The sequence below is a fragment of the Domibacillus sp. F004 genome, from assembly GCF_057814295.1.
The window spans coordinates 149,275-175,603 of sequence record NZ_JBVATB010000002.1 but is presented as its reverse complement, the minus strand read 5'-3'; the positions used below and the strand labels follow the sequence as shown (position 1 = coordinate 175,603).

24 protein-coding genes are annotated in these 26,329 nt (G+C 43.1%); 4 read left to right on the top strand and 20 right to left on the bottom strand.

All coding sequences use genetic code 11. From position 1 onward, the window contains the following. Positions 1 to 85: 85 nt before the first annotated feature. On the top strand, positions 86 to 1,459 hold the full coding sequence (locus ACZYRN_RS06445; RefSeq protein WP_488910707.1) for an S-layer homology domain-containing protein: 1,374 nt from the start codon (positions 86 to 88) through the stop codon (positions 1,457 to 1,459). A 55-nt stretch (positions 1,460 to 1,514) separates the two neighbouring features. On the opposite strand, the gene ACZYRN_RS06440 is transcribed toward ACZYRN_RS06445, so the two are convergent. Beyond that, on the bottom strand, positions 1,515 to 2,150 hold the full coding sequence (locus ACZYRN_RS06440; RefSeq protein WP_488910706.1) for a class A sortase: 636 nt from the start codon (positions 2,148 to 2,150) through the stop codon (positions 1,515 to 1,517). Positions 2,151 to 2,159: 9 nt separating this feature from the next. Then, positions 2,160 to 3,629, bottom strand: a complete 1,470-nt coding sequence (locus ACZYRN_RS06435) for a SpaA isopeptide-forming pilin-related protein (RefSeq protein ID WP_488910705.1) — start codon at positions 3,627 to 3,629, stop codon at positions 2,160 to 2,162. Between the two features lie 427 nt (positions 3,630 to 4,056). On the opposite strand from ACZYRN_RS06435, the gene ACZYRN_RS06430 reads away from it, so the two are divergent. Beyond that, complete coding sequence (locus ACZYRN_RS06430; protein WP_488910704.1) at positions 4,057 to 5,118, top strand: YARHG domain-containing protein; 1,062 nt, start codon at positions 4,057 to 4,059, stop codon at positions 5,116 to 5,118. Continuing rightward, positions 5,111 to 6,040 carry an N-acetylmuramoyl-L-alanine amidase family protein gene (locus tag ACZYRN_RS06425; RefSeq protein WP_488910703.1) on the top strand — a complete coding sequence of 310 codons (930 nt, stop codon included), beginning with the start codon at positions 5,111 to 5,113 and terminating at the stop codon, positions 6,038 to 6,040. The genes ACZYRN_RS06430 and ACZYRN_RS06425 overlap by 8 nt, the downstream gene beginning before the upstream one ends. 229 nt (positions 6,041 to 6,269) lie before the next feature. Here the strand turns inward: ACZYRN_RS06425 and ACZYRN_RS06420 are convergent, their stop codons facing one another. The 9 genes from ACZYRN_RS06420 to ACZYRN_RS06380 form a co-directional block, all read right to left on the bottom strand. Then, positions 6,270 to 7,241, bottom strand: a complete 972-nt coding sequence (locus tag ACZYRN_RS06420; RefSeq protein ID WP_488910702.1) for a sugar phosphate isomerase/epimerase family protein — start codon at positions 7,239 to 7,241, stop codon at positions 6,270 to 6,272. Then, positions 7,238 to 8,407 carry a Gfo/Idh/MocA family protein gene (locus tag ACZYRN_RS06415; RefSeq protein ID WP_488910701.1) on the bottom strand — a complete coding sequence of 390 codons (1,170 nt, stop codon included), beginning with the start codon at positions 8,405 to 8,407 and terminating at the stop codon, positions 7,238 to 7,240. The genes ACZYRN_RS06420 and ACZYRN_RS06415 overlap by 4 nt, the downstream gene beginning before the upstream one ends. Further along, a complete protein-coding gene (locus tag ACZYRN_RS06410; RefSeq protein WP_488910700.1) occupies positions 8,404 to 9,474 on the bottom strand; it encodes a Gfo/Idh/MocA family protein in 1,071 nt (356 codons plus the stop codon). Before ACZYRN_RS06410 ends, ACZYRN_RS06415 begins: the two co-directional genes overlap by 4 nt. 64 nt (positions 9,475 to 9,538) lie before the next feature. After that, positions 9,539 to 10,552, bottom strand: a complete 1,014-nt coding sequence (locus ACZYRN_RS06405) for a sugar ABC transporter substrate-binding protein (protein ID WP_488910699.1) — start codon at positions 10,550 to 10,552, stop codon at positions 9,539 to 9,541. Positions 10,553 to 10,600: 48 nt separating this feature from the next. Then, a complete protein-coding gene (locus ACZYRN_RS06400; RefSeq protein ID WP_488910698.1) occupies positions 10,601 to 11,629 on the bottom strand; it encodes an ABC transporter permease in 1,029 nt (342 codons plus the stop codon). Further along, positions 11,604 to 13,094, bottom strand: coding sequence for a sugar ABC transporter ATP-binding protein (locus ACZYRN_RS06395; protein WP_488910697.1), 1,491 nt, complete (start codon positions 13,092 to 13,094; stop codon positions 11,604 to 11,606). Before ACZYRN_RS06395 ends, ACZYRN_RS06400 begins: the two co-directional genes overlap by 26 nt. Continuing rightward, positions 13,091 to 13,939, bottom strand: a complete 849-nt coding sequence (locus tag ACZYRN_RS06390) for a sugar phosphate isomerase/epimerase family protein (protein WP_488910696.1) — start codon at positions 13,937 to 13,939, stop codon at positions 13,091 to 13,093. Before ACZYRN_RS06390 ends, ACZYRN_RS06395 begins: the two co-directional genes overlap by 4 nt. 14 nt (positions 13,940 to 13,953) lie before the next feature. Next, positions 13,954 to 14,787 (bottom strand): TIM barrel protein, encoded by an 834-nt coding sequence (locus tag ACZYRN_RS06385; protein ID WP_488910695.1) that lies wholly within the window; start codon positions 14,785 to 14,787, stop codon positions 13,954 to 13,956. A 188-nt stretch (positions 14,788 to 14,975) separates the two neighbouring features. Next, entirely contained in the window at positions 14,976 to 16,460 is a 1,485-nt protein-coding gene (locus tag ACZYRN_RS06380) for a sugar ABC transporter ATP-binding protein (RefSeq protein ID WP_488910694.1), read from the bottom strand. A gap of 330 nt (positions 16,461 to 16,790) precedes the next feature. On the opposite strand from ACZYRN_RS06380, the gene ACZYRN_RS06375 reads away from it, so the two are divergent. After that, positions 16,791 to 17,603 carry an AraC family transcriptional regulator gene (locus ACZYRN_RS06375; RefSeq protein WP_488910693.1) on the top strand — a complete coding sequence of 271 codons (813 nt, stop codon included), beginning with the start codon at positions 16,791 to 16,793 and terminating at the stop codon, positions 17,601 to 17,603. A 102-nt stretch (positions 17,604 to 17,705) separates the two neighbouring features. On the opposite strand, the gene ACZYRN_RS06370 is transcribed toward ACZYRN_RS06375, so the two are convergent. From ACZYRN_RS06370 to ACZYRN_RS06330, 9 genes are all read right to left on the bottom strand, one after another. Next, positions 17,706 to 18,560 (bottom strand): prohibitin family protein, encoded by an 855-nt coding sequence (locus ACZYRN_RS06370; protein ID WP_488910692.1) that lies wholly within the window; start codon positions 18,558 to 18,560, stop codon positions 17,706 to 17,708. Beyond that, positions 18,535 to 18,696, bottom strand: a complete 162-nt coding sequence (locus ACZYRN_RS06365) for a hypothetical protein (RefSeq protein WP_488910691.1) — start codon at positions 18,694 to 18,696, stop codon at positions 18,535 to 18,537. Before ACZYRN_RS06365 ends, ACZYRN_RS06370 begins: the two co-directional genes overlap by 26 nt. A gap of 327 nt (positions 18,697 to 19,023) precedes the next feature. Continuing rightward, the gene (locus tag ACZYRN_RS06360; protein WP_488910690.1) at positions 19,024 to 19,641 is read right to left on the bottom strand and encodes an ABC transporter ATP-binding protein; all 618 of its coding nucleotides are present in this window, start codon (positions 19,639 to 19,641) and stop codon (positions 19,024 to 19,026) included. Next, positions 19,631 to 20,557 (bottom strand): ABC transporter ATP-binding protein, encoded by a 927-nt coding sequence (locus tag ACZYRN_RS06355; RefSeq protein ID WP_488910689.1) that lies wholly within the window; start codon positions 20,555 to 20,557, stop codon positions 19,631 to 19,633. The genes ACZYRN_RS06360 and ACZYRN_RS06355 overlap by 11 nt, the downstream gene beginning before the upstream one ends. Positions 20,558 to 20,586: 29 nt before the next feature. Continuing rightward, positions 20,587 to 21,450: an ABC transporter permease gene (locus tag ACZYRN_RS06350; RefSeq protein ID WP_488910688.1), complete on the bottom strand. Its 864-nt coding sequence runs from the start codon at positions 21,448 to 21,450 to the stop codon at positions 20,587 to 20,589. Next, a complete protein-coding gene (locus tag ACZYRN_RS06345) occupies positions 21,447 to 22,409 on the bottom strand; it encodes an ABC transporter permease (protein ID WP_488910687.1) in 963 nt (320 codons plus the stop codon). Before ACZYRN_RS06345 ends, ACZYRN_RS06350 begins: the two co-directional genes overlap by 4 nt. A gap of 40 nt (positions 22,410 to 22,449) precedes the next feature. Next, positions 22,450 to 24,054, bottom strand: a complete 1,605-nt coding sequence (locus tag ACZYRN_RS06340; protein ID WP_488910686.1) for an ABC transporter substrate-binding protein — start codon at positions 24,052 to 24,054, stop codon at positions 22,450 to 22,452. 190 nt (positions 24,055 to 24,244) lie between these two features. Beyond that, a complete protein-coding gene (locus ACZYRN_RS06335; protein ID WP_488910685.1) occupies positions 24,245 to 24,574 on the bottom strand; it encodes a CHY zinc finger protein in 330 nt (109 codons plus the stop codon). A 324-nt stretch (positions 24,575 to 24,898) separates the two neighbouring features. Further along, positions 24,899 to 26,323, bottom strand: a complete 1,425-nt coding sequence (locus tag ACZYRN_RS06330; RefSeq protein WP_488910684.1) for an NAD-dependent succinate-semialdehyde dehydrogenase — start codon at positions 26,321 to 26,323, stop codon at positions 24,899 to 24,901. Positions 26,324 to 26,329 lie beyond the last annotated feature (6 nt).

The window sequence follows — 26,329 nt, the reverse complement described above, 5'->3', positions numbered from 1 at the left end:
TCTCTCCTATATAGGTATTTATACCCTATTTGATATTCCAGCCACTCTTTATACTAGGTGTAATACGCGAAAGGAGATACTTTACTTGAAAAAATTTCTGCCCGTTTTTCTTAGTTTCATCATCGTATTCAGTCTTTTTACCCCGTTTGCACAGGCTGCTTCTTTTAAAGATGTGCCTAACTCACATCGTTTTTTTGACGATATTGACTTTTTATCAGACGCCGAAATTATTACCGGCTTTCCGGACAGCACATTTAAACCCGAACAGGCGGTCACACGCGCGCAAGCCGCTATTTTAATCGGCAAAACGTTCGAACTGGACGGGACGAAACGAAAAACATCGTTTTCTGACGTCAACACATCCAATACAGCATCCGGCTACATCGAATCCGCTGTAGAAGAAGGAATCATTTCCGGCTTCCCGGACGGCACATTCCGCCCTGGGCAAACGGTTACACGCGGTCAAATGGCGATTATTTTAGCAAAAGCATTCGATTTAACTGAAACAGCCGAAGTTGATTTTACAGACGTCTCCAAAACAGCTGCCGCTTATCCCTATATTCAACAGATCGTTGCTGCTGACATTACATACGGCTATGAAGATGGCACCTTCAAACCGAATAATGCTGTTACACGCGGACAATTTGCCGCGTTCCTGTCACGGGCCCTTTTCTCTCTGCCCGCTGACTCCTTAGCCGTTGAATTTCTAAACGTCGGACATGGTGACGCTGCACTCATTACATTCCCGGGCGGCGAAGTGATGCTTATTGACGCCGGACCGGATGACGAATCCATTGCAGCAGAACTCGATTTTATGGGCATCGAAGATATTCATACATTCGTTGCCACACAGCCCGATCCTGAACATATCGGCGGTGCGGATTACGTACTTGAAAACTTCAATGTTCACCGCATCATTGACTCTGGCTTGAAAAGTACATCGCCAGAATATACCGACTATACGAACGCTGCAAAGGCAGCTGATTTAACACCTATACAAGCAAAAGTAAACATGGACCTTTCCGCTGATTCATCTGTTTCCGCTGTTGTATTAAACGCAAACAGCGAAGCACAACATGCAGATGACGGATCAGTCGTTCTCGATTTAACACATGGCGATGTCCGCTTTTTGCTTATGTCTGACGCGAGTGCAGCGATTGAAAATAAACTTGTCGATGACTATCATTTAAACGCAGATGTGTTAAAAGTATCACAGCATGGGGCTTCCAAAGCGACAACACAGGCGTTCATTGACGAAGTCACACCGCTTTATGCCGTCGCTTCTCATGGAACAGGTGCAAACCTGATCGATCCGTCTGTTTTAAAACGGCTCACGGATGCCGGTGCAAAAACAGCTTCCACAACAGGCGGCACCGTACTCGTCATGAGCGACTTAAAAAGCTTTTATCCTGTACAGTACAATACAGCAGGCGCGCATGCTTATTTAACCTACGAATGAAACGCAAAAGAGCAGCACCACAAGCCTACTTACACGGCTTCTTGGTGCTGCTCTTTTATTCATACTTTTCTGTTTTGGCCAGTTTGCCATGCACAATAAATCGCTTTTCAGGTTCATCCGATGCATAACAGGTGACGAGCGTAATGACGGGATCAATTGTATTGTCTAAAATATCAACACGGCTTTCATGAACGATTTCAAGTTCTGTTACTTCATATGTATATTCATACGTTAAATCTGTTACAGTAATAAGCGCTCCTTTTTCCACGCGTAAAAGCGGGCTGAAAAGAAGCGTGTCTTTCTTCATATGATGACCAGCAAGCGCATAATTGCCAAGCCCCATCCACTGATCTTCCCGCATTGTCGTTGCCCCGACAAGCAAATTCTCATTCGTCGTTCCTTTTAAAATAGGCAAACGAAGATGAACAGACGGAATCTCGATGTGCCCGACAATCGCTGACTTTTCCACATCTGTCTCTTTTGTCACTGCATCTAAAACAGACAACGGCTCAATCGTCTCCATATTAAACTCCGCCGGCCGCTCATTATTTTGTTGAATTTCCTCCGGCGATAACTGCACAGTTGCATACTTTTTCGTACTCGCTTCTAGCAGTTCATATTTTAAAAAGGGAGCCGCAATTAATACCGTTGCTGCCAAGATACAGATAACCGCAATGACTTTTCTCAACATCGCCTTGCTTTACGCACGCTTCCCTTTTTTCATAAACATATACGCACCCGCTACGAGCAACACAGTGCCAAGCATATAGAGCATGGATGATTCCTCGCCTGTTCTCGGCAATGTATCGGCTGATTTCGTACCACTTGTCATCGCCGCTTCAGTCGTTGAAGATTCCGCATTTTTAAACGTTAACTCCGTCATTTCGCCACCTTTAATCGTGACAACGGTTCTTTCCGACGAACGTGTATAGCCCGTTGGTGCTTCCGTTTCTTCCAGCATATATTTGCCTGCCGCTAAATTTTTAAATTCAGCCGTGCCTTTATAATCCGTCACAACTTTCGCAACAAGGTCCTCATCCCCCATATAATGATAAAGGGAGAACTCGGCGCCTTTTAACGCATCACCTGATTTTTCGTCTATTGTCTTAATCAAAAGAGTACCATATTCATTGAGTAATTGATTTTCTATCGTTTTCTCAATGGGTATTTGACGATCGATCACCACATCCCATGTTTCTGTTGGCAATACGAAATCAGCTGCTGTTTTCGTTTGTTTCAGCGTATATGTGCCGTACGAAAGCCCAGTCAACAGAGCTGTACCTTTTTCATCTGTTACAACGGTCTTTAAAAAGAGGCCGTTTTCTGATTTCAGCTCAAATTCCGCGTCTTTAATTGGTTTCGTCGTTCCTTTTTCAACCGCTGTAATCGTTAAGCCGCCTATTAAACCGGCTGCCTTCTCATGCGCCACTTCTTTCGACACAACCGCTTCATTAATCTCTACTTTCCATGGATCGGCCGGCACTGCATATCCTGCCTGCGCAGCCGTTTGCGTCACTGTATATGTACCATACGAAAGACTCGGTACTGTCGCTTCACCTGCGCTGTTTGTCGTGAGGGACGCCACAACTTTTCCATCGCTATTCACTACAGTAAACACTGAATCTGCCACTTTTTCTTTCGTCAGCGCATCAATGGCTATGACTTTCAACGCCCCTGTGCCTGTTTCTGCTTGATTCTCTACTGTCATGTTTACGACAACTGGTGCTGTCTGCCCAATGTTAAATGCCGCATTATATGTGCCCGCCGCCGTAACAACAGCTTCATTAAAAACGACAGGGATAAAAATCGCCCCCGAAGTACCTGATTCAATCGCCGGTGTGTTTGCGAATGCAACCGTAACGATCCGTGTCTCTGCATCTACTTTTACCGTCCCGACATTTATTCCATCTTTCGTCATCAACGCTTTTTGCACATTTTCTTTTACCGTAAATATGTCTGGAAGCGTCATAGCAGCCGGCTGACTGCCTTTATACGACCAGGCCAGATCAATCATTAATTTCTCCTTTTTGGAAAACGGCTGATCGGTGCCTCCATCTTCATGCGTCACCTTTACTCCGTCATAAAACGCCGTCTCTCCTGCTGCTTGAGCCGATTGAATAAGTCCAAATACGAGAAATAAAGCGAACAACGACACAACACATTTTTTCATAGATAAGGCTCCCTGATTTTTTATTTTATTCTTTTAAAAAAAGATAGTATTATTCAATACTACCATAAAAAGGGCGAAAATCCAGCATAAATTTTCAGAAAATTATAAAAAAGGTAGTCTCTTTCTATTCTTCTTTAACCGCTTCTTTCCTCTATAAAGTCTCTCGTTCTATTGTCATACTTGAGACATAGTTTTATGCCGGGCTGAACCAATCAAGTCTTTACCGCATTTTTTTAGTTTCTCTTTTTTTTAATTTCTATCAGCTTCCATGCGAGACACTTGCTGACTATTAACGGGGGATACAGTGAATCTTCATTCCAAATTGAGGGGTATTTTCATTTTAGTCCATTTACCGTTAAAAATTAGATTGTAAAACTTTATATAGTTTATTAGTATAAAAGTATTAATACATAAGGAGAATGAATTCATGTCTAAATGTGCTGTGTGCGGTCATACGAGTGAAGCAGGCCAGTCTTTTTGTTCAGAATGCGGGGCAGATTTATCAAAGAAGGCATCGAGAAAAAACAGCGGGAAAAAAGCGGGTTCGAAAACCATGCCGCTCTTACTTGCACTCGCTGCCGTTATGATAATTGCATTGTTTACTGGCTATCAAATGATGTCGAAAAAGTACAGTGAAGAAGCAGTCGTGGAGCAGTTCACCACGGCACTGGCTGAAAAAGATAAACGTGTGCTTAAGAATGTCATTGTGCCTACTGATGCCCGCCTAAAAGTGAATGACCAGACGCTGGATGCTCTTTTTGCTCTACTGGATAAAAATCCATCGTTATTACCAGAAATCGAACGCTCTCTAGCCAATGAATCGCTGGACAGCCCGTTGTTTACAGTGAAACAAGAAGGCACAAAATACGGCATTATTAAGCAGCACGTAATTGATACGCCGGGTAACTTTTTAACTGTGGAATCGACAGGCACTAAAACAGTCGTTACATTAAACAACAGTGAACTCGGGACGATTGAGGCAGCGAGTGAATCGCGCGAATTCGGTCCTTATCTTGCAGGTTTGTATACAGTCAAAGGAGTGAGTACAACCGATAGCGGCAAAAAAGAAGACGCCGAAGAAGTCATACTCGGCGGCGCAGAACGGGAAATGGCCTTAACCCTTGATACGGGTGAACCGAAAAAAGAAGAGGAACAAAAGGAAGAAGAAAAAGAGAAAGAAGAAGTAACTGAAAAAACCGTGATTAAAGAAGTGATCCGTGAAGTACCTGTTGCTTCAAGCGGAAGCTACTATATTTTGCCGCATAGCGATTACGCGTACTTGACAGACAGCGATTTGTACGGCATGTCCAGCAGTCAGCTTCGCCTTGCACGAAATGAAATTTATGCGCGTCATGGATACGTTTTTGAATCGAATGATCTGCAAAACTATTTTAGCAGCCAGTCCTGGTATAGCCCAAATCCGTATTATGACGGCAGCTTATCATCCATTGAAAAAGAGAATGTGGAGTTCATTAAAGCGTATGAATAAACAATGGGGTGCCTGGATTCTCGTCCTCATCGCTTTGATCGTATCAGCCGGGCTTCTTTTCATTGATTCGCAGTCATCCAAAGGGCTCTTAAACAGCTTATATACCGGAGAACCCGAAACAAGCGAACCGCCCGAAGCGTCCGTAAAAGAAGAACCTGTCCCTAAGATCGCAGAACCAGAACATAAGTCTAGGGAGGCGGCCGCTTCGGCAAAAGAAACAGCTGGTACACAAGCCGACCATACTCCTAAATCCACTCCGGAACCTGCGTCCGCACCGGCTCCCGCTCCTGATCCATTTCTCGTCGTCATTGATCCCGGCCATCAGACGAAAGCAAACCTTGATCAAGAACCAATCGGACCGGGCGCAGCGGAAACAAAGTATAAAGTAACAGGCGGAACGACAGGTGTTGTGACGAAAAAGCCGGAATATGCATTAAATCTAGAAGCCGCCAAGCTGTTAAAATCAGCGCTTGAATCAAGAAACATGAACGTAATGTTGACACGAACGACGAATGACGTTGACATGAGCAACAGTGAGCGGGCGGCTGTTGCCAATGACAATAAAGCGGATTTATTCGTCCGCCTTCACGCGGACGGTTCCGAAAATCCCGCAACAAGCGGGTTTTCCGTTCTTATCCCTGCAAAAGAAAGTCCGTATACGAATGCCATTTTTGCAGATAGTGAGACGGCAGCCCATCACGTTATTCAAGCTGTTTCTCGGGACATCCCGCTTCATCAGACCGGTATTTTTTACCGAAATGACATGTCTGGATTCAATTGGTCCAACGTACCGGTCATCTTGCCTGAAATCGGTTTTATGACAAATCCAGAAGAAGATCAAAAGTTGTCCGATCCTGCTTATTTAACAAACGTCATGAATCTTCTTGCAGATGGCATTCATACGTATGCCGATACAAAATAAACGAAGCCCTCTGCCAAATGCAGAGGGCTTTTAAAATGAGAGCAATTGTTGAATTCCACTCTTTAAAGAAGAGGAAAAGCTGTCTAGAAACTCACGTACCTTGGTGACGCCTCCCGGACAGTATTTGAAAGGAAGGAGGACCTGGAAAAAATTCCATACACCATTTCGTTAAACTGTAAAATATGTAGAAAAAGAGGAGTCTCAAATTGTTATTTGAGACTCCTCCATTTTATGCCCACCATGCTTCCTCTGGCTTTTCTTTAAACATCGAATTTTTCAGTAAACTGATGGCTTTTCCAAGCCCTTCGTCAGTAGAGGCAAGCATATCTTCGTGCTCAATGGAAATGACATAATCATATTCCACAGCGCGTAAAGTGCTGATTATATCGCGCCATGTTTTTTCATCAAGTCCGTACCCTACCGAACGAAACGTCCATGAACGATCCAATACGTCACCATAGTGCTTCGTATCGAGCACACCATTAACTTTAATATTGGCATCATCCAAATACGTATCTTTGGCATGGAAGTGAAAAATAGCTTTCTCTCTTCCCAGTTTTTTAATACTTTCAACAGGATCAATACCTTGCCAGACCAAATGGCTTGGGTCATAGTTGGCACCGATGATTGGTCCTACCTGATCCCTTAATTTCAGGAGTGTTTCCGGATTGTAAACAACAAAGCCCGGGTGCATTTCAAATGCAATTTTTTTCACACCATGTTTTTCCGCAAAAGCAGCTTCCTCTTTCCAGTAAGGGACAACTACTTCCTCCCATTGCCATTTAAGAACGTCCAAATATTCAGGCGGCCAGGAGCATGTCACCCAATTCGGGTTTTGCGCACCTTCATAATCACCCGGACATCCAGAAAATCCACAAATAACAGAAACGTCAAGCTGTTCGCTTAATAAAACCGTTTTGCGCCATGTTTCATGCGCCTTTTTCGCCACTTCTTTGTTCGGATGCAAAGGATTTCCATGACAGCTTAATGCGCTAATGGATAAACCTCTGTCCTCAATGGCTTTCTTAAACTGTTTAATCTTCTCCGGATTATCCAATAACTCATCAGGATCACAATGATGATTTCCAGGATAATTTCCCGTCCCTAATTCAATCGTATCCAGCCCCATCTCTGCAACCTTATCTAGCATTTCTTCAAAAGGTAACTGTTGATACAAAACAGTAAGCACGCCTAACTTCACACCAATAACCTCCTATTTGCAACATCAACCCATTTTTTCGTTTGATGACTTTCCAGAATCGCTTCGATTAAGCACATCGATTGATGGCCGTCTGCGATTGTCGCAAACTTTGGACTGTACGGTTGATTTTGTTTTTTATGCTGTATCGCCTGATAAAAATCAATGAATAAGTTTTTTAATCCATCTGGCCATCCTTCCTGATGTCCGCCTGGGTAATGAGCCAGTTCTGCCGCTGAAGATGAAAGTAGGTTTGGATCCTTTACTAGCTCTCGATTCGGCTCATCTCTCTGGCCGATCCATAATCGATTGGCCTCTTCCTGATTCCAGGATAAAGTTGCTTTTTCCATGGCGATGTCAAAGTGCAAATGATTTTTGCGCCCTCCACTCACCTGTGACACAGTAAATACACCTTGTGCTCCACCTTCAAAATGAACAAGAACACTTCCGTAATCTTCGGAATGGATGTCTATGACCTCTGCCTCTATCTCAGACTCTATACCAAATGTGCTAACTTCCTTCTTCGGTTTTTTTCTTGTTTCATGAACCGTTTTTAAATCAGCAAAGACGTTAATAATCTTTTTCCCTAAAACATGCTGCACGGTGTCACACCAATGTGAACCGATATCCGCGATTGCCCGCGACGGTCCATTAAATTCCGGATCCAATCGCCAATTATAGTCCGTGTCATACAAAAGCCAGTCTTGTATATATCCTCCGTATACTAAATTGACTTTTCCGAACTGCTTCTCTAAGATCATCTCTTTCATTTCCGCGACCAATGGATAATGTCTGTAATTAAAGCATACTGCACTTACAACATCGCTTTGTTCAGCCAATTTCATCAAAGTAGCGGATTCCTCACTATTAAGAGCAAGTGGTTTTTCTGATAAAAGATGTTTTTTTGCTAATAAAACACGCCGGTTAATTTCATAGTGCATATACGTTGGTGTACAGTTATGGACAGCATCAATTTCCGGATCATTAATTAAATCAGCAGCATCTCCATAAGCCTTTGAAATTCTGAACGTACTGGCAAGCTTCTCCGCTTTTTCTATATTTCTGGAGGCAACCGCGACGACATCTACATGCGGTACTCTTCTTAATGCTTCTATGTGAGCGCATGCTGAGAAGCCTGTTCCAACAATACCTACGCGTACCCTGTTCATGCCGTACTTCCTTCTTTCGTCATATTTAAAACATCGTCAATCAAAATAGTTTTTCCTGTTTTCACCGATTCTACGGCTCCGAGCACCATAGCCAAACTGTATAAATTGTCTTTTCCTGATGTTTCAGGTTCTCGATTTTCACGAATCGATTGTGCAAATTCCAGCAGGCTTGCCCATCTTTCTTCAGCCTCTAAATCAACCAGGTCCACAATCAATTCGCCATTTTTTGACTCTTTTGCGCCTTTCATAAACACGGATTTAAAGATATCGTTAGGCTTTACAACAATGTCATTATTGGCCCACACGATTTCTCCTCCTTCACCCTGAATGCGCCAATCCCCATCCCATGTCGTTTCCCATCCACGAGAAACCCAGCTTCCCGTATAAGAAACGACTGCACCGTTCTCCATTTCAAACAGGACAGAAGCTACCGCGTTCCCTTTAAACCAGCTCCACTTGGGATTCCATGAATGCGCTTTAACGGAAACCGGTTGCAGACCAAGAATTCCTCTGATCTGATCAAAATGATGGACCGCCATATCAATAATTAAAGGCTCTTCCATTTCGGTACGAAAGCCTGTGAACTGGGGTGCCTTCTGGAAATTAATATAAATACTGCCCAATTCTCCGATGACATTTTGTTCGATTACTTTTTTCACTGTCTGCGGTGCTTTTTTAAAACGATAATTTTGGCTGACCATTAATTTGCATCCGCTTTTTTCTGCCGCTTCCACAATTTTTTTACAGTCGTCCACTGTTCCTGCCAGAGGCTTTTCAATAATGCAGTGAAGACCATGTTCAAATGCTTCTAACGCAATATTTGCATGGAAATTTGGTGGAACGAGAATGAGTACCGCATCTGCCTCTACTTGCTGCGCTGCTTCAGACAGACTTTTGAATGTAATGGCCGAATCCAATTGATAATGCGTGCACGCTTCCTCCAAAAGGCTTTCGTTAATATCAACCACTGCGGCCAGCTCCCAATGCGGCGAATCTAAGACAACTTGCGTCCAGCTCCATCCCCATCCTCCAAGACCTACTTGAATAATACGTAAAGGTTGTTGCATTTTTATTCCCTCCATCAATGTTTTTTAACGAAAAAGGGGCGATTCATGATCACCCCCTAATCGATTATTTCCCTTCGAATTTGTTGCCCCACAGCTCAGGATCATCTACATTTTCTTTCGTTACTAGTTTAGGAGACGTTAACTGCATCTTCTCAACTTCCTTACCATCTAAATGATCTACAGCTGTTTGTAATGCTAATGCACCCATTTCAAATGGATCCTGATTGATCGTAACCGTCTGTTCGCCTTTTCGGATTCTTTCAAGAGCTTGAGGCGTACCGTCCACGCCTACTAACATAATGTGCCCTTTTTCATCCGCGCCTTTTAATTTCCCAACTTGGCGAAGTCCGCTTAATACACCACGCTGCATATCATCATTGTGTGTGAAGATCGCACGGATATTAGGATTTGCCGTCAAAGAATCCGCCGTGATACTTTGAGACTTTTCTGCAGACCATTCCGCATTTTTCGTATCAAGCTCCAGTTTTTTCGCCGCACTCATTCCGTCATTAAAGCCACCGCCACGTAATGTCGCATGGTATGTTCCCGGTGCGCCTGTTAATTCCAGAACAGTACCTTGTTTCTGATCCAATTGATCCACAATAAATTTTGCGGCCATTTCTCCGGCTGCAGCATTGTTAAAGGCTACACTGCTGACCACATCAGCACCTTCTGAAACGACACTGTCCACTGTGACAACTGGAATTCCAGCGTCATTTGCTTTTCTAACACCTGGAACGAGTTCATCTGAATTAGCCGGTGACAATATAATTAAATCAACCTTTTTAGCAATATTATCTTCAATTTGTCTTAACTGAACCTGACTGTCTGCTTTCCCATCTAGAACGGTTACATTAACACCCAGTTTTTTCGCTTCTTCTTGAATTCCCTGATCTAACGCAACCATAAATTCAAATCCGCGGCTCCATAACAAAACGGCGATTTCTTTCTTGCCATCATCCCCACCAGCATCATTTGTATTAGACTCGCCTGAAGAAGAAGTTTGATTATTTGCACCGCATCCTGCTAAAAAAGCCGCAATGATCATCCATATTAATACGTGTTTAAATCGGTTCATGCTCATACACCCCTTATAATGTAATAGTCACACCTGTACAAATTTTCATTACGAACTTAATGATAGCTTGCGACGATATACATCCAGTAAAGCGGCTACTAATATGACGGCTCCTGTTACAAGTGAATCCCAAGCTGGTGGAACACCGAGTAAGTTAATGGCATTTGAGACAAGGGAAATGAGAATCACACCGAGGATTGTTCCTATAATATTCCCTTGGCCTCCAAATAAGCTTGTTCCGCCAATAACAACAGCCGCAATGACCGTTAACTCAATGCCAGTACCGGCTGCAGGTCCTGCCGACTCCAATCGGGCCGTTAAAAGAAGCCCTGCAAGGGCAGCCGTAACCCCTGAAATAACGTATGTTGCCGTAATAATTGTTTTCGTACGGACACCTGAAAGCCTTGCTGCTAATTCATTTCCTCCACTCGCATAAATGGATCGGCCTAAAACAGTATGTTTCAACATAACGTGCGTGATGACCGCTAAAATGGTCACGACAAGGATCAAATTCGGAATGGCAAAGACGCTTCCCGTTGCAAGCGTAATAAAGCTGTCCGGAACTGGATTCACGTTGGCACTATTTGTATAGATTAAGACAATTCCCCGCGCAATGCCCATTGTGGCAAGCGTCACAATTAATGGCGGGACCATAAATTTCGTCACGAATACCCCATTAATCAGCCCGAATACCGCACCAATCAATATCATGATGAAAACGCCTACAATTACAGGAACACCATTATAGACAATGGCACCGAGACCAACAGCTGATGAAAGTGCCATAACGGCTCCAACAGAAAGGTCGATTCCGCCCGTTATAATAACTAAAGTGACACCTAAAGCGAGTGTGACCAAAATAGTTGACTGCATAAGCAGGTTAATTAAATTTGTTGTTGTCAAAAAAACGGGTGATAAAAAACTGAGTACAATACAAAATGCCGCAATAACCATTAACAATCCGAGACTGCCTAAATATTGCTTAAACAACTGCGAACCTTTGCTTTTTTTCGCCTGGCCGTCATATGATTCTTCTGCTCTTATACTTTGTTTAGCCTGCATTTGCTCCTGTTGCATACTTTAACACCTCTTCCTTTGTGCAATGATCGCCTTTTAGTTCAGCAACACTTCTTCCTTCTCTTATGACTAGAATTCTATCACTCATTTGCAATAGCTCCATAATGTCTGACGAGATAATAATGATAGCAAGCCCTTGTGCAACAAGCGTTTCAATCATCTGCTGAATCTCTGCTCTGGCGCCTACGTCCACTCCGCGAGTTGGTTCATCAAGGAGAAGGATTTTCGGTTTTGTCGCCAGCCACCTGGCCAGCACAACTTTTTGCTGATTTCCTCCGCTTAGAGATGCTACAGGCGTATTCAGCGTCGGTGTCTTAATACGCAGTTGATCTTTATAGTTTTGAACGATTTCCACTTCGCGCTTTTGATTAATCCAGCCAAAAGGCATTGCTGTTTTCAAGACGGACAACGACGCGTTTTCTTTCACACTTCCGCTTAAAACCAATCCTTGCGTCTTCCGGTCTTCCGGTACCAGTGCGATTCCATGTTTAATGGCATCCGTTGCACTTTTGATCTCAACCTTTTTCCCATCGATCAAAATGTCTCCGTGATCAATTTCATCAACGCCAAACAAACAACGAAAAATTTCTGTCCGGCCTGCTCCGACAAGTCCGCCTAACCCTAGTATTTCTCCCTTATGCAGATCAAATGAAATGTCTTTGACAGTGCTTTTTCGCGTCAAATTCCGTACTTCCATTACCTTTTCGCCCGGCTTTGAAGTTCGCGTTCTTTCTAGTGATACATCCCGGCCGACCATAAGACGGACAACATTATCCGGTGTAATTTCTTCTGTCGTCGCAGAAGAAATTAACTTTCCATCGCGAAAGACCGTAATCATATCCGCTAATTCAAATACTTCTTCCAGACGATGAGAGACGTATAAAATGGCCAGCCCTTTCTTCCGCAAGTTTTTCACGATTTGCAGCAGTCTTCTCGTTTCCGATTCAGACAAAGAAGCGGTCGGTTCGTCTAAAATAAGTACTTTTGTGTCCTTGGAAAGAGCACGCGCAATTTCTACCATCTGCTGCTCTCCAGTCGACAGGCTGGAAACGAGTGCTTCGGGATCAATCTTGGCTCCGAGCATATCCAGTGCAGCAATAGCACGATCTTGCGTATCCTTCCAATTAATCATCTTCTTTTTATTTTTCGGCCACTGTCCGAGTGATATGTTTTCCGCTACGGACAAATGTGGCACAAGAAGCAGCTCTTGATGAATAACCGAAATGCCATGTGCCTGCGAATCTCTCGGACTGGAAAAGGAAACAGTCTCATTATCAATGATAATGTCTCCCTCATCCGGCTTATAATATCCCGCTAATATTTTAATTAGTGTCGATTTGCCCGCTCCATTCTCACCAAGAAGGCACTGTACCTGACCGCCATATATCGTAAAACTTATATCACGTAAAGCTTGAACGCCCTTGAATCCTTTATTGACATTACGGACGTGCATTTCGCTAATCATGCTAATGTTACCTGTTTCAAAAACTTCAGGCCATCTTCACCAATCGAATCTTGTGAAGGTGCCAGCGGTCTCCACTGTGACACTGCACGGGCAATTTCTTTAATTTCCGTTGTAAATGACTCGATAACAACCGGGCCATCATACGAAATCTCATTCAGCGTTTCAAAAACGTCATTCCATGGGATATGCCCTGTTCCCGGTGTCCCACGATCGTTTTCACTCGCATGGAAATTAAAAATATGTCCTTTCGCCAGCTTCAATGCATCACTGATATTTTTTTCTTCCAAGTTCATATGGAATGTATCCAGCAAAAAGCCAACGTTTTCTTTATCTACTTGATTCAGAAATTCCATTCCTTGCTGCACAGTATTAACGAAATCGGTTTCAAAACGATTCAGCGGTTCAATTGCTAATTTGATTCCTTTTTCCTCTGCATAATCTGCTGCTTCTTTCAGGTTTTCAATTGCCCATTTCCATTGCTGTTCTTTTTCTTCTGTTGATAACAAGCGTGTCTTTCCTGTTGCTGTATACATTGGGCCGGATACAAGTGGAGAACCGAGATCCGCTGCTATATCCACACATTTCTTAATGTAGTCAATTCCTTCCTGACGAACAGCTACATCTTCTGAGCTTATGTCCCGGTTTGGTCCAAATGCACCACATATTAATGCTTCTACACCTGTTGCTTTCAACCGGTCAGAGATAGCTTGTGTATCAATCGTATCCGGATCTTCAATACATATTTCAATGTAATCAAAGCCCATTTCATTTACTTTATCAATAAGGTCGAGTGTTTCATTTGAAAAGGGTGAAACCCAGATAAATGTACTTGCACCAAATTTCATCTTTTTTCTCTCCTTTATCCAATTGATTTTTCAATTGATTTAATGTGGTCAATACATTTTTTTGTATATTCATCAAAGAATTCTTGACCGCCGCCTTTTTCCATGACACCGAACGGATCAGCTGCTGCTGGTAAAATTTCAAATGTAAGATGCCCTTTGTAATCAATCTCTTTCAATGCCTGCAATACAGGCGCAAAGTCAATATGACCTAATCCCGGTGCTTTTCGGTTGCTGTCTGCCAAATGAATATGAATGAGTGCATCTCCGCTTTTGCGAATTGCATCCGCAATATTCTCTTCTTCAATGTTCATATGAAACGTATCGCCCATAATTCCGACATTTGGAAGGTTTACTTCTCTCCACATATCAACCGCTTGATCCAGTCGATTCAGCATATACGTTTCATAGCGATTCCACGCTTCAATACATAAGTTCACGTTTTGTTTTGCTGCATATTCCGCCCCTTCGCGAATTCCTTCAATCGCCCATTTCATTTCATCATCGAAATCCGTTAAAGAAGCAATTTTTCCATTTGCTGTTGGCGCTACGATCATAACTGGTGCACCAACCTCTGCCGACATATCCGCCACTCTTTTCACATAATCTACCGCTTGTTTACGCTTGTCCGCATCAGGATGAGCCAAGTCGCGGTCCTGGTTATATATGGAACAAATTGAAGAAACAGTCATTCCGTAATCGCTTACAAGATTCCGTACGTTTTTCGTATCATATGCCGCTGGTTCACCAACAAGCTCAATCGCATCATAACCAAATCTAGACAACCGTTCAATACTTTTCGATACATCTTCTCCAAAATAAACCAATGAATCATAGCTATACTTAAACATTTTATATCCTCCTCAAAATGGTTGTTAAAATCAATTTCTTTTGTTCTTAAAGTAATCATACGCTGTCTTCCCAAACGCGACAATTAACAAAATTGAGGTAAACATTCACTATCTTGCGGTATTGAGAATTTTCTGCATATAAAAAGATCCTGCAGATAATAGATGGCTTCTGCAGGATCTTTCCACGTTTATTTTTTCTTTCCATTTATTAATTGATAAAGCGTTTCTTCTGATAAGTTGTCATTAATCATGTCCGCGACAACCTGTCCTTTATGCATGACGAGAATGCGTGAACAGAGACCTATCAGTTCTGAGGTATCGGAAGAAATAACAATAATTCCTCTTCCTTCATCCGCAAGCTCGTGAATTTTAACGTATAATTCACACCTGCTACTAATATCAACCCCAATTGTCGGTTCGTCAAGCAGATATAAGTCACTTTTTGCCATCAGCCATCTGCCTAGCATAACCTTCTGCTGGCTTCCCCCGCTTAAAAATTGGACCTTTTGATTAACATTATTAACTTTTATATTCAGATCAATCACTTTATCGAGTGATTCATCCACTTCCACATGCGGATTAATAAAGTTGAGCTTATTCATACTTTCAAGGCTGGCAAGTGACAAGTTTTTCGTTACGCTCATATTCATAAGGAGCCCTGAAGAAAAGCGGTTTCCGGATACATATCCGAAACCATTATGCACTGCTTCTGTAGGATGAACGAAGTCGATTTTTTTGTTTTTCCAGTAGATGTTTCCACTGTCCTTTTTCATTTGCCCAAAAATAATCTTGGCCATTTCAGAGCTTCCAGAGCCCGCAAGCCCCGCAATTCCGAGAATTTCACCTTCGTGTAAAGAAAAGTTGACGTTGTGCAAATACGGCCTTTTGGAAACGTTTTCGATTTTGAGTAGCTTGCTCTTTCCTGCTACCTTTACTGGCGGATAATAATGTTCAATTTCATGTCCTACCATCAGCTTCGTTAATTCTTGTTCATTAACCTCACTGACCGCCTTGGTGGCTATTTGCCTGCCATCTCGTAAAACAGTCACCCGATCACACAGTTTTTGAATCTCACTGATGTTATGTGTAATGAAGAGAATGCCCATTCCATTATCTCTATACTGCTTCATTAGTTTATATAATTCATTCCGTTCTGATTCTGACAGGTTTGCTGTCGGCTCATCCATAATTAAAATTTTACTCTGGTGACAGATTGCTTTCATGATAGCGATTAAATAGTGCTCGCGCGCTGAAGTATTTTTCACTTTTACTTTTGGATTTATAGATGACCCCAGTACACTCAATAACTTTTTAGCTTCTTTTCTCATTTTAAGCGGATTCACAAAAAACTTTAAAAATCTGGGCTCCACACCTAAAAAAATGTTCTCTGCCACACTCATCTCAGGAACTAAATTAGGTGTTTGATGAATAACGGTTATCCCACGGGCATGTGCATCTTTTACTGACTTGAACCGAACGGGCTCATCATTGACGTACATCTCCCCAGAATCCGGTTTATACAATCCCATGGCAATATTAATGAGCGTTGATTTTCCAGCGCCATTCTTTCCAACGATCCCATGAATTTCCCCGGGCTTTAATTCAAAATTTATATGATGAAGCACTTGATTCCCGTTAAACGATTTATTAATATTTATCATTTTCAACAACATTATTCACCTCTCTCACTTTAAATGAGAACTGTCTTTTATAAAGTGTATAGAACAAATGGAAATAATCAAATCTATTAAATTGGTATAAAACTAAAGATTATTGCGGAATTCAATTAATCATCTTGAATTTGTCCGATTCATTATGGATAATTTCTTATAATGGTATTTTCGAGGGCATCTAGATATCCTATTCTTTAATTATAATGAGGCTCATGAGGAAACACTTTCTTTTAAATGCCTTTTACAATGTTATCAAAAAATGTGTTGTTTGAACATTATACTCTTGTTTAAATAGAATGAAATATTAGCCGTATAAGGGGGAGGTGGATATTGAATAATTTCCCATCCATTATCAAGCAGCCCGTCTTTAATTCTATTTGTGCCTTTACTGAACGGACACCTTATACTGAAACAGGGATACATAAGAATGATGGTACAAAAATCATCTTCATACAGGAAGGCCAAACAGCGTTTTTGATTAATGGACAAAAGCTGACTGTAGAAAGAGGGGACCTGTTAATCATACATCCGTTTACAGAGCATCACTTGAGGCCACTTTCAGAAGAACCATTTAAAGCATATGTACTCTCTTTTCTTCATCTGGAGTTATCGGAACTTCCAAAAGGATTTTTAACATTGCCGGATCAGCCATGCCTGTATAAAGCGCAGGAGAATTATATGACGATTGAAAAGTACTTGGAGAACATAGAGGAGGAAATGAAAATCGGTGCTTTCGGCTCCGAAGAGTTGGTTTCTTCCATCCTCGTTACGTTACTCATAAAGATACTTCGTTTTATCCATTCGGATACAAATAGCGATCGGAAAGCATCGATGTCGGAAAAAATCGTTAAGTACATAAAGGAAAACTATAATCGCGACTTAAGCCTCGATGAATTAGCAAGCATTGTATTTGTAAACCCCTATCACTTGGCGCACACATTTAAAAGTGAAATTGGCGTTCCACCTATTCAGTTTTTAATCCAATACCGCATTGAGAAAGCGAAAGAAATATTAATTCACACAAATATGCCCGTTCGTGAAATCGCTTTCAAGGTGGGCTATCCGAATGCGAACTATTTCAATTCACTCTTTAAGAAATTTACCGGATTGTCACCCGGTAAATTCAGAAAGACAACAAGATAAAGTCCCTGCGTTCTTTGAGACTTTTTCATGTTGTCTATTCTAAACAGCTCATTTCACTAGGCGAGTTTACAACTCGCCTTTTTTATCGTGTAGTGATGAATATTACTGCCCAGCACTCGCAGCGGTACCTGCATCATCAATCGGAATTTCAATCAACTGATTAGAGCCAGTCGCTTTTGGCATAACACCGTCCCATTTTTCAATCCATTTGTTTTGAATGACTTCAGGTGAGATGGATTCTTTAATGATTTTATTGTAGTCAGATATCCCTTGCGCTTCAATTTTCTTTTTCTGTGCTTCGGCTTCCGCAATCTTCAGCTCAATTTGTTTCCGCTCAAGTTCCTGCGCCGCTTCTACCCGTTTATTAATCGCCGCTTGTGTCGATTCATCCGGCTTTGGCACACCGAGCGTCAAATTATCAACGACGAAACCAAGTTCTTTAATGTCATCGGAAAATATGTTTTGGACACCGACAGCCGCTTCAGATGACTTTTCACCATACGTATCAATGACAGAGTATTTGGCAATCCCTTTACGTCCGGCATCCCAAAGACGTGTGCGCAAATAGGATTCTTCAATTTGCTCCACTGGAATCGGGCCAAATTTATTAAACACATCGACGACTTTATCCGGCTCGATGCTGTAGTTGTAAGCAAAGTCAACGGTTACACTTTTTCCGTCTGACGTCGCAACTTGAATATCGGCATAATTAACCGTCTGCATCCGGATCGGATACACCGTTACTTTGTCAAATAAGCCAACAAGATGCCAGCCTTGACCAAGCGTTTCATCCTGAACACCGCCATTTGGACTGTACACAACACCGACATAGCCGTTCGGAATTTTTTCAATAAACAATGTAAGTAAGGCAATACCTAAAACAAGAGCAATTGCGACGATCGTGCCGCCAAGCACCTTTTTATTCATTCCTTTATTCATCTTTTTCACTTCTCCCATCGTGTGAACCCTCCTTTAAATTATCTTTCACTTTGCTGGCTGTTTCCCCTACTTTTTTAAATGACGGCGATAGCATAAGCCAAAGGCCAGTGCCAATCAGCAAAAGGACAAGGACCGAACCGATCAATACTTTCATCCTATTCCCTCCTTCATAATAAAACGTTGCACAGGTGATCCTACTCATTTCCCCGGTAATTTTATTGAACTCGCTATCAATTAAATATGTATGTAACTCTCGCACAGCAACCTGTCTATTTCGCATCAATTTTTACACCGGTCATCATATAATCGACAGCGAGCGCTTAAAGCAAGAGAAATAAAAAAGAATAATGTCAGCATCATCGTTTTCCCTATCTCTATCACTTCACCTTCCTTTTACGCATAACGCAAAAAAAAGTTTCAGTTATTTTCAGAAAATACATGATGTTTTACATTATTCAAACAATTATCGTATAGAACCATTTCATGATCCTCTTACGTTCATCTGCTGAAACTCAATGACGCGATGACAAAGTTGTTGAACAAGCTTCGCATCATGACTGACAACAAGTACACCCAGCCCTCTCTTTTTAGCCATTTCTAGAACGACATGCCATATTTGAGCTTGTGTGATGGCGTCAAGCATCGTTGTCATTTCATCCGCAATGAGAAAACGCGTCTCAGGTCCCAACGCCCTGGCCACACAAAACCGCTGCAATTCTCCTCCAGACAGTTCGTTCGGCCAGCGCGTGAGCCATTCCTGTTCAATTCCTACTAATTTAAGCAGCTCTTCGTCAAGCGGTCCTCCTTCACGAAGCGTCTTTACCATCTTCCACCTTGGATTAATGGCTTTTTCCGGATGCTGAAAAACGAGTTGCACAGGATGATAGACGTTTTTTGGTAAGGAAGAATGATTAATCGTCACACGTCCTTCCACAGGTTTCTCATAGCCTGCTAAAACTTTGCAAAATGAGGTTTTTCCATATCCACTCGGTCCAATGAGACCAACGATTTCCCCTGGCTCCAGTGTTAAATTAACCCCTCGAAACAACCACGGTCCATTTCCGTAACGAAACCCCACATCTTTTGCTTCAAGTTGCATGAATGCACCTCACCATTCCATGACGAAGATTTCGCATTTTTGGCCGTGCCTGTCTACACTCATGTGTCGCCTTTTCACATCGCGGTTCAAATAAACATCCAGCTGGCAAAGCGCTTGGATGGGGCTGCGAGCCTCGGATCGGTATAAAATCATTTTGCGGCAGCGCTCTCCATAACGCTTTACTATACGGATGCCGTAGCGCCTCACCCTTCCCGGCAAAGTTATCCACCGGCGCGACTTCAACCGTTGTCCCTGCATAAAATACGGCAATTTTATCGGCGATTTTTAGTGCGGACTCCATATCATGCGTAATAAGCATGACCGCACACCCATTGTCTGCAAGCTCTCTAAAGTCATGAAGAGCTTCTGTAATGACGACTGGATCAAGTCCTGGTGTCGGTTCATCCGCAATAATCACTTTCGCCTCACTCACCATCGCTGTCGATAAAAGCGTTCTTCTCGCCATTCCTCCAGACAGTTGAAAGGGATACATGTTCTCAACATTTGATTGTAAATGATAACGTTTAAAAACCTCACGTTGTGCCGTAACAGCATCGCCCTGTTTGACAGACGTACGGACTTGAGCACCTATGCGCATAAGCGGATCTAAATAATTAACAGATTGCGGGACGAGCACAATTTCCTTGCCTCTTACAGCCATTTGCCGGGCAGCTGTCAGTTCATCTCCTGCATATTTGATCGTCCCCCCGCTCATGCTCGCATTACTCGGAAGAATGCCTAAAATAGCATGGGCCAGCAAACTTTTCCCCGAACCGCTTGCTCCTACCACCGCAAGTATTTCACCTGCCACAAGTGTGACATTTAAACTGGTGATGACGTGATGATGTTTCTGCTTGAAACCACCTGTATATTGTTTAAACGATATCGACAAATCTTCTACTTCAAGAATAGACATACGTTCCTTCACACCTCTTTAAACAGTCATTAATTATGCGCTCTCGTTGGATCAATAAGCATTCGGAGATTTTCGCCGATCGTATCAAATGCCCGAACGACAATAAGCAAACAAAGGCCTGGGAAAAAGGCGAGCCACCACATACCTGAAGACAAGTACTTCATCGATTCTGACAAAATAATGCCAATTGCTGGTTCGTGGGGCGATAACCCTAAACCTAAAAAAGTCACAGCCGCTTCATGCAAGATCGCGTGAGGAAACAATAACAGGAATCCGACGAACACTTGCGGAATGACATGCGGCAAAATATGTTGAACGGCAATAAACCAGCGGGATTTCCCCATCTTCTGAGAAACGTGTACAAATTCAGCCGAACGAATTTGCATCACTTCCGCTCGAATGACACGGGCAAGACTTGGCCAATGGGTAAAGGCAATGCCCATCACAATCCCTTTCATTCCGCCTCCTACTGTAAAAGCGATCAAAATGAGTGTAACGAGGTGCGGCACACTAAGAAAAAGGTCAATGAGCCATGAAATGAGCTGATCGACTTTTTTCCCCATTATCGCTGCGGTCATTCCAATGATAAGAGCAATGAAGGTGCTGCCAATGGCGCCAATCAATCCGACTCCCATACTCAACGAAAGCCCCATAATGGTACGTGTAAACATATCTCTTCCTAACCAATCGGTACCAAAAAGATGGTCCATTGAAGGGGGAGCATTTCGCACATTCAAGTTCGTGGCCACTCTTCCCTCATCTAATAAAAACGCTCCCGCTACAATACTTACTAACAAAACAACAGCGATGGTGGTCACGATGAATGCCCGTTTCCTTCTATTAAAATCGTTTAGATCAATCTTTCTCTTTTTGATGGTAAGGGCAGCCTTCAAATCCTTCGCCCCTCTCTTGTTCGCGGATCTACCACGTAATAAATCAAATCAGCGATAACATTCCCTGCAAAAACAAAGAGCGCGCTGCATATGACCAATCCTAATAAAAGCGGAACATCTCCTCTTAGCCCCGCTTCTACGGTAGCTTGTCCAAGACCTGGATACGAGAATACTTGTTCAGCAAGCACGGCTCCGCCAAACAATTCACTAAAAGCAGCAAACTGCAGCGTGATGGCAGGCAAAGCGACATTTCGCAATCCATGCCGCCAAAATAACACAAAACCGTGTTCTCCTCTTGCCCTCGCGAACAACACGTAGTCACTCGCCAAAACATCGATCAACTTTTGACGCGTATGTAAAGCGACATTCGCAACGCCGATAACACTCAACGTCAGCGCCGGAAGGATAAGATGATGAATTCGATCAGCAATTGTGACATCTTCCGCAAGAACGCCCGCCGGAACCCCTAACCCGATCGGAAACCACCCTAACCATACAGAAAAAACAATGAGCATAAGAAGTCCCATCCAGAAAGTCGGAGTAGACGCCAACGTATAGCAATACCATTTAATGAATTTGTCCATCCACGTATCCTTTTTCATCGCTGCGATCACGCCCATAGCAAATCCAATGATTCCCGATAATAGCCATGCTGTCATCATTAAAACGAAAGAATGCAAAAAACGTTCATGAATAACGTCAGCGACAGGACGGCGGTAAATCATCGATGTTCCTAAATCGCCTGTAAGCAAGGCAGAGCCCCAACTGATAAACTGTACGAAGGCTGGTTGATCAAGTCCCCAATACGCCGCAATCTTTTCTCGCTGCTCAGGGCCCACCTTCAGCATATCCGCACCGATATACGCTTGAATCGGATCAATGGGAGAATTCTTTATTAATAGGAAGGAAATGAAACAAATGGCGACTAGTAATGTCGCCATTCGTATACTTTTCAGCAAAAGAAAGCGTCCAATATTTCGATTTATTCTCTTGTCCACATTATTCAGTCCATTTCCATTCTTCAATGTTATTCGTTACAGGCCACCCATGCCCATGAGGGTGAATTCGTTGTTTCCCGATATCCAGCCCATCTTTCACTAAGTACAAATGGTCAATGTTTACTAACCATGCCCATGGAGCATCCCCTTTTGCACTTAAACCTGTCGTTCCATCCCATTGCGCTTTTTTCCAAAAAGCCATTGCGTCTGTTTCACTAGTTGCATGCAGCGCTTTTTCAAAATAATCATCTACTGTTTTATTTTCATAAAAACCTGTGTTATAGTAGGCTGCTCCCGCATGCTGGCCGCTATATACGTTGTACATCTCATGAGGGTCATGACTTCCCCAGCCCATCAGAACTGCATTTGAATACATCTTTTGTTCAATCGTATCCCAGCTCTGCCCTTCTATTTTGATGTCAATACCAAGTGGTTTGATCATATCCGCAACGGCTATGGAGAGCGATTGTCTGATCGCATCATCCGCCGGGTAATATAACGTAAACGCCGCTTTCAAAGAACCTTTCTCCAGCGTTCCATCACCGTCTGTATCTTTCCACCCGGCATCGGCTAACATCTTCTTCGCCCCATCTAAATCGGCGTCTTCAAAAACAGTTTCAGGATTCCACCAAGGCAAGCCATCTACTGACGTATAAGCAGGCGATCCATATCCTTCCAAAACACCGTCGATAAGCGCCTCTCGATCAATCGCAATATTTATGGCATGACGAATCGCTGGATCAGCCGTCACATCGTTGCCTATTGGGTAGCCCTCTTCTGTCACCCGTCCCGATTTTACGTATGGAAACGCAATGCCGCGATTATCCACTGTTTTGACTGCTTCTAACCGCATGCCATGTACTTGCTGCCTGCTAAACGCAGCAGGAATAGCCGCAACATCTACATTTCCTGCTTGAGCAGCAGCAAAAGCAGCGTCCTCACTTAAAAATAAAAAGGTCATCTTTTGAAAAGAAGGCTTTTGATCATAATATTCTGGGTTCGCTTGTACAATAAGCTGCTGTCCCTTGTCCCATTGAACGAGCTGATAAGGGCCTGAGCCAACCGGCTTTTCCGCATAATCAGCTCCGTACGCATGCTCCGGGACAATCCCTGTGGCAACGAGAGAGTTGATAAACGTTGATTGGGCTTCTTTTAACGTAAAGATGACGGTATATTCATCCTTTGCTTCCACTTCCTCCAGTATATTCAGATCCACGACGGATCCATTTTTTAATACGGTTTCAAACGTAAACGTCACATCAGCAGCTGTTAAAGGCTGTCCATCCGAAAATTTCACATCATTGCGCAATGTAACTGTCCAAACCTTTCCGTCTTCACTCACGTTATAATGAGTGGCTATGTCATTAACAATGTTCAGTTCTTGATCCCGTTTTAAGAGCGTACTTTGGAAAAGCGGTGATCCGTAACGTCCCCAGCCCGTCGCTGGATCAAATCCTGTATCCGGTTCTCCTCCAACAGCTAACACAAGTTCATCCTTTTTGCGCTCTTCACTCGGCCCGCGAGAATCCGATTGTGAACAGCCTGCTATTATAATAGAAGAAACGAAAACAGCTGCGGCGATTAAGCCTAAAAATTTCTTGCTCATTTATCCAACTCCTTCATCTAAAGGACCATACTTTTTCCATACTGAATCTTGCATACGCCCCCTATTTTACTTCCCCTTTTATCAAATCACACATTTTATATACGCTTAATTTGTTTAGTGAATTTACTAACTATCGTACAATATCATCCTATTAAAATTTGGTCAAGATAAGGCTTCCTTTCATGACCGCTTACACTTCAAAGTAAAAATGCTTATGCAACTGGCAGCCCGGATTAAACGCCATACCACAGCTCGGACAAGCGGACTTACATGCTAAATATTCACGAACCGTCAGCTCATGGCCGCAGCCCCCGCACAGTACTGCCTTTTCATCCCACTTCTCTTTCGGCCACACCTGCACCTTACCGCATCCATCTTCCGCGTGGCACTGATGGCATGGATAATATGTTTTGCAGCAATAAAACTTAATCGCAATCCGGTCTACTTCTTGATGATAATGCGCACATCGTGTCTCTTCATCCAGCACACTGCCACGCACATCATGTCCTTTTATGATCATAGCAAATCTTCCTCTCCTAATCTAAGTCGCCTGTATTTACACTTCATTATACAGGTGTACTAAAAAGGGGGGCAAAAGAAAAAGTATGGCGGGATTCGTGTGCCTGTCGGCGGGATCTGTCATTCATTAGGACTTATTCTGCCATTAGATCGCTTTATCCCGCCGTTACAGTCAAAAATCCCGCCAAAACAAGAAGAAATCCCGCCACTAGATGTTCCTTTTTAAAAATGAAAAGGAGCTGTGTCAAAAGTATATACTTTTGACACAGCTCCAAAAAAATGAATATCGTCTTGCATACAATCTCTGAACAACCCACTCACTCTATTAAAGTCCGAGTGAAATATACTTTACTTCCAAATATTCTTCTATTCCCCAGTGCCCGCCTTCCCGGCCGAGTCCGCTTTCTTTCATTCCGCCAAATGGAGCTTGAGCAATGGATGGAAGTCCATCGTTTAGTCCGACGATCCCGTATTCAAGTCCTTCTGAAATGGTGATCGCTTCTGATATATCTTGCGAAAAGACGTATGCGGCGAGTCCGTATGGTGAGTTGTTGGCGCGCTTGATCACTTCTTCAGCCGTTTTGTATGTTGTTACCGGCGCAAGCGGTCCGAATGTTTCTTCGATCATGCATACCATGTCGTCTGATACATTCGTTAATACAGCAGGCGTAATAAAGTAACCTTTCTCACTGGGCAATGCTTCTCCGCCCGTTTCGAGCTGGGCTCCTTTTGATAGGGCGTCTTCCAATTGCTTTTTCACTTTATCGATTGCCGCTTCGTTAATCAGCGGTCCAATCTCAACACCTTCATTCAGCCCGTTGCCGACCGATAGCTGATCGACCGCTTCCTTCAGCTTTTCAACAAACTCTGCTTCAACCGACTCGTGCACGTACACGCGATTCGCGCAGACGCATGTTTGTCCTGCATTCCGGTATTTAGACCCCATCAATCCTTCAACTGCTTTGTCAAGATCTGCATTTTCCGTGACGATAAACGGTGCATGGCCGCCAAGCTCTAGTGATACTTTTTTCATCGTATCGGCTGCCTGGCGCATCAATAACTTCCCGACATTTGTAGACCCCGTAAACGAAATTTTACGAACGCGGCTGTCAGCCATCCATGTTTCACCAATCGCCGCCGCGTCACCTGTAATCACATTCATGACGCCTTTTGGAATGCCTGCTTCTTCCGCAAGCTCCGCCAATTTATAAGCCGTAAGAGGCGTTAATTCTGCCGGCTTTACAACGACCGTACATCCCGCTGCCAGCGCAGGACCCACTTTCCTTGTCATCATCGCTGCTGGAAAATTCCACGGCGTAATGGCCGCCACAACACCAACGGGCTGCTTCGTAACGAAAATCCGTTTATTCGGAGCAGATGCTGGAACGGTTTCCCCGTAAATCCGCTTCCCTTCTTCTGCGTACCATGAAATAAAGCTGTTCGCATACCCCACTTCACCGATCGCTTCTTTCAATGGCTTCCCTTGCTCCGTCGTCATAATCCGTCCAATCTCTTCTTTTTGCTCATCGATTAAACGGAACCAATTCATTAACAATGCACTTCGTTCCGCTGCCGTTTTAGCAGTCCATTCAGGAAGTGCAGCGCTTGCTGCATCAACAGCAGCTGCTGCTTCTTTCTTTCCCGCTTTCGGAACAGTCGCGATCACTTCAAGCGTCGCTGGATTAACAACATTAATCTTCTCTTCCGTGTCTACCCATTCGCCATTAATATACATATTCCATGCTCTCATCATGTT

Coding starts and splice junctions, on each gene's coding strand:
- ACZYRN_RS06440 (WP_488910706.1), bottom strand. CDS start 2,150: ATGTTGAGAAAAGTCATTGCGGTTATCTGTATCTTGGCAGCAACGGTA.
- ACZYRN_RS06435 (WP_488910705.1), bottom strand. CDS start 3,629: ATGAAAAAATGTGTTGTGTCGTTGTTCGCTTTATTTCTCGTATTTGGA.
- ACZYRN_RS06430 (WP_488910704.1), top strand. CDS start 4,057: ATGTCTAAATGTGCTGTGTGCGGTCATACGAGTGAAGCAGGCCAGTCT.
- ACZYRN_RS06425 (WP_488910703.1), top strand. CDS start 5,111: ATGAATAAACAATGGGGTGCCTGGATTCTCGTCCTCATCGCTTTGATC.
- ACZYRN_RS06415 (WP_488910701.1), bottom strand. CDS start 8,407: ATGAACAGGGTACGCGTAGGTATTGTTGGAACAGGCTTCTCAGCATGC.
- ACZYRN_RS06410 (WP_488910700.1), bottom strand. CDS start 9,474: ATGCAACAACCTTTACGTATTATTCAAGTAGGTCTTGGAGGATGGGGA.
- ACZYRN_RS06405 (WP_488910699.1), bottom strand. CDS start 10,552: ATGAACCGATTTAAACACGTATTAATATGGATGATCATTGCGGCTTTT.
- ACZYRN_RS06400 (WP_488910698.1), bottom strand. CDS start 11,629: ATGCAACAGGAGCAAATGCAGGCTAAACAAAGTATAAGAGCAGAAGAA.
- ACZYRN_RS06395 (WP_488910697.1), bottom strand. CDS start 13,094: ATGATTAGCGAAATGCACGTCCGTAATGTCAATAAAGGATTCAAGGGC.
- ACZYRN_RS06390 (WP_488910696.1), bottom strand. CDS start 13,939: ATGAAATTTGGTGCAAGTACATTTATCTGGGTTTCACCCTTTTCAAAT.
- ACZYRN_RS06385 (WP_488910695.1), bottom strand. CDS start 14,787: ATGTTTAAGTATAGCTATGATTCATTGGTTTATTTTGGAGAAGATGTA.
- ACZYRN_RS06380 (WP_488910694.1), bottom strand. CDS start 16,460: ATGTTGTTGAAAATGATAAATATTAATAAATCGTTTAACGGGAATCAA.
- ACZYRN_RS06370 (WP_488910692.1), bottom strand. CDS start 18,560: ATGGGAGAAGTGAAAAAGATGAATAAAGGAATGAATAAAAAGGTGCTT.
- ACZYRN_RS06365 (WP_488910691.1), bottom strand. CDS start 18,696: ATGAAAGTATTGATCGGTTCGGTCCTTGTCCTTTTGCTGATTGGCACT.
- ACZYRN_RS06360 (WP_488910690.1), bottom strand. CDS start 19,641: ATGCAACTTGAAGCAAAAGATGTGGGGTTTCGTTACGGAAATGGACCG.
- ACZYRN_RS06355 (WP_488910689.1), bottom strand. CDS start 20,557: ATGTCTATTCTTGAAGTAGAAGATTTGTCGATATCGTTTAAACAATAT.
- ACZYRN_RS06340 (WP_488910686.1), bottom strand. CDS start 24,054: ATGAGCAAGAAATTTTTAGGCTTAATCGCCGCAGCTGTTTTCGTTTCT.
- ACZYRN_RS06335 (WP_488910685.1), bottom strand. CDS start 24,574: ATGATCATAAAAGGACATGATGTGCGTGGCAGTGTGCTGGATGAAGAG.
- ACZYRN_RS06330 (WP_488910684.1), bottom strand. CDS start 26,323: ATGAGAGCATGGAATATGTATATTAATGGCGAATGGGTAGACACGGAA.